The organism is Paenibacillus litoralis (assembly GCF_046244365.1).
In the GTDB taxonomy this organism is placed as follows: Bacteria; Bacillota; Bacilli; order Paenibacillales; family NBRC-103111; genus Paenibacillus_V.
The window spans coordinates 7,944,097-7,956,157 of sequence record NZ_CP176395.1 but is presented as its reverse complement, the minus strand read 5'-3'; the positions used below and the strand labels follow the sequence as shown (position 1 = coordinate 7,956,157).

General features: G+C 55.2%; 10 protein-coding genes. 3 read left to right on the top strand and 7 right to left on the bottom strand.

Annotated elements, in window-relative coordinates; translation table 11 throughout:
• Positions 1 to 103: 103 nt before the first annotated feature.
• The 7 genes from ACKGJP_RS33390 to ACKGJP_RS33360 form a co-directional block, all read right to left on the bottom strand.
• Complete coding sequence (locus tag ACKGJP_RS33390) at positions 104 to 550, bottom strand: ATP-binding protein (protein ID WP_409343034.1); 447 nt, start codon at positions 548 to 550, stop codon at positions 104 to 106.
• Between the two features lie 37 nt (positions 551 to 587).
• The gene (locus ACKGJP_RS33385; RefSeq protein ID WP_409343033.1) at positions 588 to 932 is read right to left on the bottom strand and encodes an STAS domain-containing protein; all 345 of its coding nucleotides are present in this window, start codon (positions 930 to 932) and stop codon (positions 588 to 590) included.
• 40 nt (positions 933 to 972) lie between these two features.
• Entirely contained in the window at positions 973 to 3,570 is a 2,598-nt protein-coding gene (locus ACKGJP_RS33380; protein WP_409343032.1) for a chemotaxis protein CheW, read from the bottom strand.
• 13 nt (positions 3,571 to 3,583) lie between these two features.
• Positions 3,584 to 4,024, bottom strand: coding sequence for a chemotaxis protein CheW (locus ACKGJP_RS33375; protein WP_409347331.1), 441 nt, complete (start codon positions 4,022 to 4,024; stop codon positions 3,584 to 3,586).
• A gap of 5 nt (positions 4,025 to 4,029) precedes the next feature.
• Positions 4,030 to 5,616 carry a methyl-accepting chemotaxis protein gene (locus ACKGJP_RS33370; RefSeq protein WP_409343031.1) on the bottom strand — a complete coding sequence of 529 codons (1,587 nt, stop codon included), beginning with the start codon at positions 5,614 to 5,616 and terminating at the stop codon, positions 4,030 to 4,032.
• A gap of 47 nt (positions 5,617 to 5,663) precedes the next feature.
• Complete coding sequence (locus ACKGJP_RS33365; protein WP_409343030.1) at positions 5,664 to 7,241, bottom strand: methyl-accepting chemotaxis protein; 1,578 nt, start codon at positions 7,239 to 7,241, stop codon at positions 5,664 to 5,666.
• 374 nt (positions 7,242 to 7,615) lie between these two features.
• On the bottom strand, positions 7,616 to 9,349 hold the full coding sequence (locus tag ACKGJP_RS33360; RefSeq protein ID WP_409343029.1) for a LuxR C-terminal-related transcriptional regulator: 1,734 nt from the start codon (positions 9,347 to 9,349) through the stop codon (positions 7,616 to 7,618).
• 226 nt (positions 9,350 to 9,575) lie between these two features.
• Between ACKGJP_RS33360 and ACKGJP_RS33355 the strand changes: the two genes are divergently transcribed.
• The 3 genes from ACKGJP_RS33355 to ACKGJP_RS33345 all read left to right on the top strand — a co-directional run bounded on the left by ACKGJP_RS33355 (position 9,576) and on the right by ACKGJP_RS33345 (position 11,939).
• Positions 9,576 to 10,157 (top strand): NAD(P)H-dependent oxidoreductase, encoded by a 582-nt coding sequence (locus tag ACKGJP_RS33355; RefSeq protein ID WP_409347330.1) that lies wholly within the window; start codon positions 9,576 to 9,578, stop codon positions 10,155 to 10,157.
• A 313-nt stretch (positions 10,158 to 10,470) separates the two neighbouring features.
• Entirely contained in the window at positions 10,471 to 10,833 is a 363-nt protein-coding gene (locus tag ACKGJP_RS33350; protein WP_409343028.1) for an ArsR/SmtB family transcription factor, read from the top strand.
• Positions 10,834 to 11,195: 362 nt separating this feature from the next.
• Entirely contained in the window at positions 11,196 to 11,939 is a 744-nt protein-coding gene (locus ACKGJP_RS33345; RefSeq protein ID WP_409343027.1) for an IclR family transcriptional regulator, read from the top strand.
• The last annotated feature ends 122 nt before the right edge of the window (positions 11,940 to 12,061 follow it).

Below are 12,061 nucleotides of genomic sequence, written 5' to 3'. Positions count from 1 at the left end.
TACGAGCTGGTGGTACAGGGGGGGGGCTAAGCTTTGGTCTGTCCGTCAAAAAGTCTATAGGTTTGAAATGCCGCGGCTTCCGGCCGGCTTGCTGGCTGAGCCTCTACCGTTCGTGGCTCGGAGGTTTGCGTGTCTTCTTCATCGAAAAGGTTACTTGCGTTCCGTGGCTAACGACACCTAGCTCGTCCATCAGGCCGGCGATCAGAATCAGGCCTCTTCCACGCAGGCCGTCGTTGCGTTCCGTAAGTTCCGTCAAGGCCCGCAGGTCGATGTCGAAAGGACGGCTTTCCTGGCGGACGCAGATCTGGATGGTCGCCGCATGCGCCGTCCATTGAATTTCAAAATAACCGGTACGTTTCATAGCGCCGTGGTCATAGGCATTCGTGCACGCTTCCTCGGTCGCAAGCTGCAAGAACAACGTTTCTTCAGGGCTGAAACCTAGTTCCTCCGCTATGGTCCTCGTCATTTGCATGGCTGTCAGAATGTCATCGCAATCCCGTACCTCCAAGCATTTGTCCATGCTGACGACGCTGTTTTGCAAACAGGCCATGGCTGACCGCCCTCCGTTATGAATGAATGGGTTCGCGTTATTTTGCCGGCAAGGTCTGAATGTAGGCCACTGCGTCGTCAAGCTGCTTGAACAGCTTAATGAACGTGCCGAACTTCACGATGTTGAATATTTCGTATACCGTCGGTTCGATGCCCGTGATCACCAGTTGCTTCTGATGACGCCGGCCTTGGAGCACCGCATCGGCAACGACCCCAAGAGCGGAACTGTTTATATAAGCCACTTGGCGCAGGTCGAGCACGAGATGCGCCTCGTCGGAGTCGAGCAATTTCCATACGGCGAGCCGGAAATCGTCAATGTTTTTGAGCGTTATATCCTTGTCCCACCACAAAACCCGGATATTGTCGCGTTTGGTGATTACCATAATTAGCACCGCCTTTCAAAGAAAAATTCCGGCCAAAAGCTTACGCGTAGCACTCCTGAGGCAGCTCGTTTTCGCGAAGGGCGCGGTCGATGTCGAGCAGCACGACGAACCGCTCGCCATTCTTGTAAATGCCGCTGATCATGCGGCTGTCGGCTTTCCCTGTGTGGCTGGGCGCAGCTTCGATCTCTTTGCTCGGCACCTTCAGCACTTCGGTGACTTGATCGATTAGAATGCCTACGTCCCGCCGGTTCGTTTCCACGACGATGATCCGCGATTCGTCGCTGTGATCCTCCGGGGGCAACCCGAAGCTGCGGCGAAGATCGAAGACGGGAAGAAGCGCTCCGCGCAGGTTGACGAGTCCAAGCATGTGGGAGGGAGCGTTCACCATTTTCGTAATCGGCGGCACTTTGATGATTTCCTTAACCTTGTGAATGTTCAGCGCATATTGCTCGTCCGCCAGCGTGAACGTCACGAGCTGCTGAAGCTCGGCATTCTTCGCAGCCTTCTCCTGCTGCTCCGCCACATGCGAAGCGAGCAGGGAGCCTTCTTCCTTCACGATCGCGCCGACATCGAAGATCAGGGCTACATTGCCGTCTCCAAGAATGGTCGAGCCGGATAGGTAGGGAACATCGCCGACGAACCGGCCGAGCGATTTGATTACGATTTCCTGATTGCCGACGGTTTTATCGACAACGAGGCATACCCGCTTGTCGGCGATGCCGACGACGACTACGAAGAGCCGCTTATTCGCATCGGCCGTATCGTCCTGCGCAAAGTTCATTTTGCGGTGCATGCGGATAAGCGGAAATACGGTACCGCGTATGATGCATACCTCCCGGCCCTGTATCGTCTTGATCTCATCTTGCTGCAGCCGGACGATTTCGATCACGTTGACGAGCGGAATCGCAAACGTACCTTCGCCGAGCTTCACGAGCAGCGAGCGAATGATAGCCAGTGTTAACGGCAGCTTGATCGTGATGACCGTACCCTCGCCGGGTGACGTATCGATGTCGATAATGCCGTTAAGCTTCTCGATGCGCGCGCGCACAATGTCCATGCCGACGCCGCGGCCGGACAAGTCCGTAATGGTCTCCGCCGTGGAAACGCCGGAATGGAAGATGAGAAAGACAAGCTCCTTGTCGGTCATCCGGCTTGCTTCCTCGGCGGTGATAAAGCCCTTGCGAATCGACGATTGCTTGACCTTCTCCGGGTCGATCCCGCGGCCGTCGTCCGCAATCGAAATGACGATCTGGTTTTCCTGATGAGCCGCTTTGAGCACGAGCTTGCCTCGTCTAGTCTTGCCTGCGCGTTCCCGCTCTTCCGGGCTTTCGAGTCCGTGGTCGGCCGCGTTGCGCAAAATATGAATGATCGGATCGCTGATTTCCTCGATCAAAGTGCGGTCGAGCTCGGTTTCTTTCCCTTCCATGACGAAATCGATCTCTTTGCCTACGAGCTGTGCCGCATCGCGAACGACCCGCGGAAACCGGTTGAACAGTTGTTCGATCGGCAGCATGCGCGTTTTCATCATGCCGTCCTGCAGATCGGAGATGACCCGGCCGAGATGGCTGCATATATCGTTCAGCACGCCGGCGTCCTCATGCTCCTTGAAATGCTCGTTAAACCGGCTTTGGAATTGCTGCAGCCGGGTATTGTCGATAATCAGCTCGCCGACGAAGTTAAGCAGCTTCTCCAGACGATCGACATCGACGCGAACCGTTTGGCTTACCTTCAGTTTGCCGTCGGTTTCCACGATTGCCTTCGGCAGTTCATCGGCAGTCTCTTCGCAATGAACCTCTGCAGGCTGCGCGTTCGGAACCGGCGAGCTGCCGCAGTAGCTGTCGAGATTATGACGGTTGATCGATTCGATATGGAAGGTGTCGATCTCGGAAATGCGGCTCATGCTTTGAATGAACGACTGCCGGTTGGCTTTGGTCGCAAAAATGAACACGAGGCTTCCTTGAAACGTTTGCTCGTCCTGTATCTCTTCCGTGCCTGGGTAGGAGACGACGACTTCCCCGAATTCCTTCAAATTATTGAAGATGAGCAGGGCGCGGGCCGATTTCATCACGGCGTCGCTCATCAGGCTGACATAGATGGCCATGACCTGAAAGTCGTCCTGGATGGCGCTCAGCACGACTTCTTTCTGGTAATCGTCGAAGCGGATGAGCGGGGAAGCGGGCCGCTCCGCTTCTTCGGCTTGTTCCTCTCCGGCAGGGGACGGTTCCCCGGGAGCACCGCCTCCTCCTCCTTTGGCTTGCTTGTATATAAGCGCGAGCCTGTCGGCCAACGGCTGAATGTTCTGTTCTCCAAGGGTTCCGTCGCAAATCGCTTGCTTCAATACTTTCATGTAGTCGATGGAATGAAACAAGGCGTCGATGATCGAAGCGCTGACCGCGAGCTCGCGGTTGCGGATCAGCTCGAATACGTTCTCGATGCTGTGCGTCAAATCCTTGAGCGGGTCGAAGCCCATGGCGGCTGCAGAGCCTTTAAGCGTATGGGCGGCACGGAAAATGTTCGATACGGTCTTCATGTCGGTGCAATCCTGCTCCAGCTTGAGCAGCCCCGTATCCAGCATTTGCAGCTGTTCGTCCAGCTCGTCTAAGAAAACGCCCATGTAAGCGGACGCGTAATAATCCATGAAACCCGCCTCCTCACTGATGAATGGTGTCGTCGTACAAAATCCGATCGAGCTTGAGCAGGCTGACCAGGTCCGATTCGGTCTTGCCTATGCCGGCTATGTAACGGTTGTCAAGACCGCCGATCCGTTCGGGCGGCGGCTGGATTTCTTGGAAGGAAGTGACCTGATACACTTGATCGACGACCAAGCCGACCATGGCCTCCTCATCGCTTACGATGACGATCCGGCTGGTTTTGGTGAATGGAATTTCCGGCAGTCCGAACCGCTTCCGCAAGCTTACGACAGGAGCGACCGTCCCCCGCAGGTTGATGACGCCGAGCAAATACGGCTTGCTGTTCGGGATTTCGGTTATTTGCTGCATTTTGATAATCTCGTGGATGTCTTGAATCCGAAAGGCGAATCTCTCCTTGGCGATGCCGATCTCCACGTACTGCCCTTGATTGACGTCTGCCATCCGTTTCACCCGTTCTCCGATTTGATTTGAAATGAGGATACCGTATCGCTCAGTTCCTCGGCCAGTCTGGCGAGCTCCTGCGAGGTGGAGGCCGTTTCCTCCGAAGCGGCGGCCGCTTCTTCGCTGGACGCGGCAATCAGCTCGACCGATTGCATCACGCTGCCGGATTGGGCGGACTGCTGCTCGCAGGCGGCGGCAATTTCGGCCATTTGTCCTGCCGTTCTGTTAATGCCGGCGACAAGCTGCCCGAAGGCAGAGCTGGTTTGCTCCGATAACGCAACGGCATCGTCAGCGGCGCGGACGCTCTCCAGCGTATTGGCCTGCATCGTTTGGATAATGGAGCCGATTTCTTTGGTCGCATTGCTGCTCCGCTCGGCCAGCTTGCGGACCTCGTCCGCCACGACGGCGAAGCCGCGGCCTTGATCGCCGGCTCTGGCCGCTTCGATCGCCGCATTGAGGGCAAGCAGGTTCGTTTGCTCGGAGATATCGTTTATCGCTTCGATAATGGCTCCGATCTTCTCGGAATCCTCCTGCAGCCTCGACATTTGCTCCGTTAACAGCCGCATTCCCTGAATCGAGCCCTGAACGATGGCTCCGCCTTGCTCCGCACTCTGGCGGGAAGCTTCCGACAGCTCGGCGACCGCGGTTGCGTGATGGGTTACCGTGGCGATTGCCCTGGAAAGCTCCTTGAACTGCTCGTTAATTGTCTGAGCCTCGTTTGCTTGGCTCGTCGCGCCGCCGGCAATTTCTTCGGTGCTCGCCGATATTTGCTGGGAAGCCGCCGCCAAGTTCTGCGAAGACAGCATGATTTTGCCGATCAGCTCGCGCAAATGCAGCACCATCCGGTTAACGGCGCTTCCTAGCTCGCCCAGCTCATCCTTTGAGCGGATCGAGGCGGTTTCCCGCAAATCGCCTTTGGCGACATTCACGAACAAGGCGACCAGCTGCTTGAGCGACCCGGAAATCAGTTGAGACATCACGAGGGCCAGCGCGAGCGCCACGGCTGTCGCAATTAGACTGAGCACGATGACGAACGTCCTGCCCGATTCGAAAAGGGCGACGGATCGCATGGTTACGCTATGGGCGTTGTTTTTATTGGATTGCATCAAGCTCCTGATCGATTCGGCGGCCGTTTTGAAGTGTTCGTGCGCTTCCGTCTGCAGGGCATTGCTAGTAGCGAAGTCATTGCCTTCGGCGACCTTAAGGATGGGGGGCAGCTTCAGTACGTAGGCGTCATAGCTTTTGGCAAACTGCTCGTAAAGCTTCTTGTCTTCGCTCGAGACCAGTACCTTCTCGAAAGCGGCGCGGGAGCTTTTGACCGCTTCCAGCGATTCGTTGATGCGTTCTAGAAACCGGGCTTTCTCTGTAGGGTTCGTTTCCAAAATATATTTAAGCAGCAGCCGCTGCACGTCGGATACATAGCCGTTCAGTTCGCCGAGCGAGCCTGCGCCGGGCATCCAGACGGCATCGATCTCGCGGTTCTCCGCACCCATGCCGGACATTTTCCATACGGCGATCCCGTTCGTGAGAAGCAGAAGAACGACAACGACCATAAAGCCGGCAATCATTTTCGTGCGAATGGTTACTTTCATAATCGATCTCCCTTCATTCCTTCGGGTTGTAAAAAGGCGTTCCGGCATTAGCGAAGCCGGAACGTAGAGACGGCATCGTTAAGCTCTTCCGCGAGCTGAGCCAGAGATTGAGAAGCGGAGGCCGTTTCTTCCGCCGCGGCAGCCGCTTCTTCGCTTGTCGCAGCGATCGCTTCGACGGAGCTGAGCACTTCCGACGATTGAGCCGATTGCTGTTCGCTGGCGGCGGCGATTTCATTTACTTGTGCCGCAGAGTCGTTTACTTGGCTCATGATCTGCTTCAGTGCGGCTTCGATCTGCTTCGAGAGCGAAACGGCAAGGGCGACCGCTTCGGCGCTGCTTCCCGTATTCGCTTGCATGCCTTTGATGATGGAGGCGATCTCCTTGGTCGCATTGCCGCTTCGTTCAGCCAGTTTGCGCACCTCGTCCGCGACAACGGCAAAGCCTTTGCCTTGCTCGCCGGCGCGCGCGGCTTCGATAGCTGCGTTAAGCGCAAGCAAATTCGTTTGATCCGCGATATCGTCGATCACCGAAATGATGGAGCCGATTTTGCCGGAATCGTCCTGCAGCAGCCCCATTTGCTTCTCGAGCGTGGCCATGGCCTGCATGGTCGAATCGATCGTCTTACCTCCGTCGATGGCGACATCCTTGGCTTGCATCGACGCGTCGGCAGCCGCTTCGGCGCTGAAGGCGACGGAATGGATCGCGGCGGACAACTCCTTGAACAGCTCGTTGACCGTTTGCGCGGAGTTCGATTGATTGCTGGCCCCGCTGGCGATTTCCTGGGTGCTTGCGGATATTTCCTCGGCTGCCGCGGCGACATTTTGCGAAGAGGAAAGCACGCGGCCGATCACCCTTTTAAGCGAATCGAGCATTTGGTTTGTGGAGTCGGCCAGCCGGCCCAGCTCGTCCTTGTTCCGCACCTCCACGTGCGCAATGGTTAAATTGCCTTTGGCGACCTCGCCGATGCTTTCCGTCACGAGCGCAAGCGGCTTTGTAATCGAGCGCGTAAGCAGGAAAGCGATTGCGAGTCCGAGCACGAGACCGCCTGCGATCATGATGATGCCCAGCGTCAAGCCGGACGTATAGGCTTTATGCGAATCCTCGCTCGATTGAGTGGCGCCGTCGTGATTGAGCTGGAGAAGCACATTCATGCCTTCGAACAAGCCTTGGAGCTTCCCGAGGCTCTGCTGATACATGGCAAACGCTTGATCACGGTCGTTTGTCCGGCTGATTTTAATCGTTTCTTCGTTAAGCGGCAAAAATTGCTTCCACGATGTGACGATCTTATTGAATTGTTTGCGGTCTTCGTCTAGAAGAATCGTTTTCTCGTAGTCGGACAGCGTTTTGTCAAGCTTGGCCAGTTGTCCGGTACGCTCTTTCTCGGCGGCGTCCATAGCGGCTTTGTCCGGAGATAAAATATGGGTCAAGGTGGCGCTAAGCACATATTCTTTTAAATAGCTGATAGAATTGATCGTTTCCACGCCGGGCATCCAGCTCCCCGTTATTTCCTGGGTTTCCCGGTTCATGCCCGACATTTTGTAAAGAGCGACCGAGCCTACCAAGCACATAATCAGCAGGATAGCGATGAAACCGGCGTACATTTTTTTGCCTACCGTTACTTTCATGAAGCACCCCATTTTCTTATTTTTCCCAGATACCATCATAAAGGGGATCATTTAGGATAATGTTAAACGCGTGTGAAGTTTGCATGTAAATCCCTCATACATTCTTGACAACATAGGACTATAGTCCTGTGAAATTCCTTTTTAAAAATCCCCCTTTAAAAGCGGATTTTTCCGTTATTGCTCCTCCTTTGTCGATATATCAATTGTGCATAAAGAACTGGGTAGAAAGTATCACCTTCGTTTCCTTAAATTCGTCTTATTTTAGAGGTCATCCTATAGGGAAAAGATTCCTATAGACAAGATGTTCCCGGGGGACGAAACGCCAAAAAACCGGCTTGCCTTGGCGGCAAACCGGTCGTCATAAAAATCCGGGCTTAAGCGCGTCGCTGCTGTTCGCCGGTCGAATACATTTTGGCCATCGCTTGGGTACGGTCGGTGACGCCAAGCTTTTCGTAGATTTTGGTGATATGGTTTTTGACCGTGTGGGCGCTTATAAACAGCTTTTGGGCGATCTGCAGATTGCTCATTCCCTTCATGACGAGAGCGAGCACTTCTTTCTCCCTCGGGGTAAGCGGATTGTCGTGAAAAAGCACCGGGGTCGGTTCCGGTTGAAGGCCGATGAACGAATGTGCGGGATTGGGCGGCTGCTCTTTGACGGAAACGGCCGGCAGACTCCGCTCCAGAATAACCTCTCCAAGGAGCGACAAGGCGATCAGGAAGGGTCGCTGCTGCTCCCAAGCTTCCTCGCTGACGAGGCCTACAGCCAGAACGCCGGTCACCTCGCCTCTGCAAATGAGAGGAAACTCGTACACGAAGCGGTTCCATTCGGTTTCGATCATGACGGGCGAACGGTAAGGAACCGGGGACGTCAGCTTTTTCGTAAAATGCTTTTTGGCTACGGTTTTGGCATACTTCTCGATATGCTCGGCGGCGAGTTTCTTCGAAACGACATGCGCCTGAGCGGCTTCTCCGGGCTGTTTGATCACGACGCAGGCGCACGTCCCCTGCACAAGCGATACGCTTACATCTACGAGCATGTGCAAAATGGTACGGATATCGTCGCCGTCCGCCATGGTTTGGGCGATTTCCAGCAGCAGCGAGAGACGCATCATTTGTTGGTTCTTGCTCTCTTCCAGAAGGCAAACATTCAGCTTGGCGGTGAATGCGTTTATCAGAAGACTGCCTATGGCCATGCCGTACTTCGGCAGCGTGCTTTCGGAGACGATTCCGCCGAACAGGATGCCCTTCAGCTTGTTGTTGATTTTGACCGGAAAACAGACAAGCTCCCTCGGCTGTACGCCGCGTTCCGTAAAAAAGTCCGTTCGCGGATCCCAGGCGATGTGCTCCCAGCGACGAACCGTTCCCGTAAGCCCGGCTTGGCCCAAAAATCCTTCACCAAGCGTAAATTCCCCTCCGTTCAGCTGTTCGTACAGGGAACCTCCGGTCGTTCCGGTAATGCGGAACCGTTCATCCTCCATATAATCGGCATACCCGGCAAAGTCGAGCTCGAGTATCCGCGTCATTCGCTCCATGAGCGAACTAGGCTGCAGGGCGGCGCGGTCGCTTAGGAGAAAATCGTTAATATCGTGAATATGTTCGTCGTACGTATTCATTAGAGAGGCTTGCTGGCGCAGAGTGGAAGCGATATCGGCCAGTTGGGCCAGCTTATCCAGCATGGCGAGCTTTTGGGTTTCGGACGTATCGGGAGTAAGCGCGACGGCTTCCCGGAGCTGATCGTTATCCGTGTAGCTATGTCCCAACGCACGCTCGATGAGCGCCCGGTTCTGCTTCTCGATGATGACGCCCGACCAAATGTAGGCTTCATTCACGTTGTTTACTTTCACCGGGGCGATAATGATTTTAAAGCCCGACTGTCTCTGGTAGACGATCGGTTTATTGATGTTGGAGACATCTTTCAAAATATGCGTGAGGGAATGCTGCTCGGGGAGCAGGAAGCGCTCCGCTAAAAGCTGCGTGACGAGCTGAGGCTCCGATCTGGCGGTAAGCGGGTTGCCGGCCGCGTCCGTAATGATCATCGTTAATCCGCAAACCTGCGAGTACGCGTCCTGCAAATGCTGTAGTTGTTTCAGAAGCCGCTGTTTCATCATTACATCCCACCCCGCTTGTGTCGTCTAAGTTGTAAAGCAATGTGAAAAGAGCTGAGTGGCCGATGTTCCCTATTAACCCTATATGATTTTATATCGGTCAAAGGTCGCGGTTTCATTAAGGATGTTTGCAATTTGGTCGGCTGAAAAGGGTGGTAATACTTTACAATGACGTTCGTAGGATGTATACTTGGATCATTAGTTTAAACTTTTAAACCAAACGGAGGCTATTATGAAAAAAATATTGGTTATTCAAGGAAATCCTTCATCCGATTCACTGGGTTCGGCACTCGCTTCCGCGTATGCGGACGGTGCGCGCGGCAGCGGGGCGGACGTTAGCGTTCTCGATTTGAGCCAGCTTTCGTTCAATCCGAATTTGGCCGGCGGCTACAAAAGGAGAACGGAGCTGGAGCCGGATTTGGTCAGGGCGCAGGAGCTGATCCGGGAGGCGGAGCATCTTGTATTCGTCTACCCGGTATGGTGGGGGACGATGCCGGCTCTGCTCAAGGGCTTTATCGACCGTGTTTTTTTGCCGGGCTTTGCTTTTAAATACCGGAAAGGCTCCATGTTGTGGGACAAATTGCTGAAGGGCAAAAGCGCCAGACTCATTGTGACGCTGGACACGCCGGTGTGGTATTATTACCTCGTGCAAGGGAAGCCCGGACATAACGCAATGAAGAAAACGACACTCGAGTTCTGCGGTGTGAAGCCTGTCCGCACGACGAACATCGGCCCTGTTCGCCAGTCGTCAGACGAGCGGCGAAGCGGCTATTTGACGCATATCCGCAAGCTCGGGGCGGCGATGGGCTAAGCGTCTGGACTAGGAGGCGAAGCGGGCGGATCTCGCATGTCGTTTGTTGACATTGGTAAGTGGTAAGTGGCAAGTGACAGGTGATAGGTGGCAAGAGGCAAGAGGCAAGAGGCAAGAGGCAAGAGGCAAGAGGCAAGAGGCAAGAGGCAAGAGGCAAGAGGCAAGAGGCAAGAGGCAAGAGGCAAGAGGCAAGAGGCAAGAGGCAAGAGGCAAGGGGCAAGTGACAAGTGACAAGTGACAAGTGACGAGTGACAAGTGACAAGTGACAAGTGACAAGTGACAGATAGTAAGTGAAGGAAAGGAGCGGGATTTTTTGAGCATTCCTGATGATAACGGTATGAATGCCGACTATGAGACATGTGAAGGGATGAGTCTGGAGCAATTCGAGCGAAGCATACCGTTGTTTCAAGCGCTCGGCGATCCGGTCAGGCAGAGAATCGTTTTGACGCTCGGGCGCTCGGGCCCGCTTAATGTGAAACAATTAACGGAGCAGTCCCATTTGTCGCGCCCGGCGATTTCACACCATCTCAAAATATTGCGCCAAGCCGGGCTCGTTTCCGTGAAAGAGATAGGAACCGTAAACCTATACACGCTGGAAATCGCGGATTTCGTTAACCAAATGAAGGGATTGCTGGCCGCGATCGAAGCGGAATGTACGCCAGGGACAGGAATGTAAAGATTGGATATCGTTCATCGGGGCGATTCCAAATGAAGGAGCTGCCGGTCGAGGGTGGGGAGGAGTCCGTACTAGCGACCGGTTGCAGTATAAAGAAGCGGTTAGACTAAAAAATTGGATAACTTAAGATTCCAAGTGGAAGGAATTGCTGATTGCGAGGCTGCGGAAAGCAACAGTGTTAGGGACTGATTGCGAAGAAGGCGGTCAGTGACGTAATAATTGGATATCGCTGCGGAATGCTTTACGCTGTGCGTCCGTTTCAGGTATACTAACGGTAACTGAGTTTCATGCAATGAAACGCGTGGCAGTTGCTCCCTGAAACAGTACCATGGGTAGGCATGCCGGAGAGGACGTTGGCACGGATGGAAGACACGAAATTGACGGTGCGGGCTGTAGAACGCGCCCTCGACATATTGCTTTGTTTCCGCGAAACGACGGATTTGAGCCTGACGGAAATCGCGGCTCGCGTCGATCTGCACAAGAGCACGGTTCACCGGTTGCTGGCTTCGCTTGAGAGCAAAGGCTTCGTTATTCGCAATACGGCAACGGAGCGGTATCGCCTCGGATTCCGTATCTGGGAGCTAAGCGCCAATATGTCGCAAAGCGGCGATCCGGAGGTGCTGCTCCTGCCGGAAATGGAGAGGCTGCGCGATCTGATCGGCGAAACCGTCAGCTTGTACGTGCGGGACGGTCTGGAACGCGTAAGGGTGCAAGCGGTGCAGAGCAATCAGGCGATCCGCCGCGTAGCTCCGGTCGGAGCGCGTCTGCCGCTGTACGTTGGCGCGTCGAGCAAGGTGCTGGTCGCGTTCGCCGAGCCGAACGTGGAAGCGCATGTGCTGCAGACGGCTGACTGGCCGACGTGGCTCGACCGGCAGTCGTACATCCAACAGCTGCGCGAGACGCGCGATCTCGGCTTCGCGACGAGCATCGAGGAGCGGGAGCCCGGCGCCGCTGCCGTTGCGGCGCCTATTTTCAACCACGCGCACAAGCTGGTCGCGGCTATCGCGGTTTCGGGGCCGGCCAACCGGCTGACGGCCGAAAAAATGCGGGAGCATGCCCCGCAGGTGGTGCAGTTCGCCTCCCGCATGGGCGCGATGCTGATGTAGGAGCGGTCCGCGCCGGCTTGCGCGGGGCGCTTGCCCCTGGCTGCTGCCTGGGCAAGGCGGCAGCGCAAACGGAGGGCGACGATACGCCCGACCGGTAGAAGCACTGGCCACGCGGTCGGAAA

What these genes read in the sequence shown, in the direction of transcription:
- ACKGJP_RS33370 (WP_409343031.1), bottom strand. Translation starts at nt 5,616, where the DNA reads ATGAAAGTAACCATTCGCACGAAAATGATTGCCGGCTTTATGGTCGTT.
- ACKGJP_RS33365 (WP_409343030.1), bottom strand. Translation starts at nt 7,241, where the DNA reads ATGAAAGTAACGGTAGGCAAAAAAATGTACGCCGGTTTCATCGCTATC.
- ACKGJP_RS33375 (WP_409347331.1), bottom strand. Translation starts at nt 4,024, where the DNA reads ATGGCAGACGTCAATCAAGGGCAGTACGTGGAGATCGGCATCGCCAAG.
- ACKGJP_RS33380 (WP_409343032.1), bottom strand. Translation starts at nt 3,570, where the DNA reads ATGGATTATTACGCGTCCGCTTACATGGGCGTTTTCTTAGACGAGCTG.
- ACKGJP_RS33385 (WP_409343033.1), bottom strand. Translation starts at nt 932, where the DNA reads ATGGTAATCACCAAACGCGACAATATCCGGGTTTTGTGGTGGGACAAG.
- ACKGJP_RS33345 (WP_409343027.1), top strand. Translation starts at nt 11,196, where the DNA reads ATGGAAGACACGAAATTGACGGTGCGGGCTGTAGAACGCGCCCTCGAC.
- ACKGJP_RS33390 (WP_409343034.1), bottom strand. Translation starts at nt 550, where the DNA reads ATGGCCTGTTTGCAAAACAGCGTCGTCAGCATGGACAAATGCTTGGAG.
- ACKGJP_RS33360 (WP_409343029.1), bottom strand. Translation starts at nt 9,349, where the DNA reads ATGATGAAACAGCGGCTTCTGAAACAACTACAGCATTTGCAGGACGCG.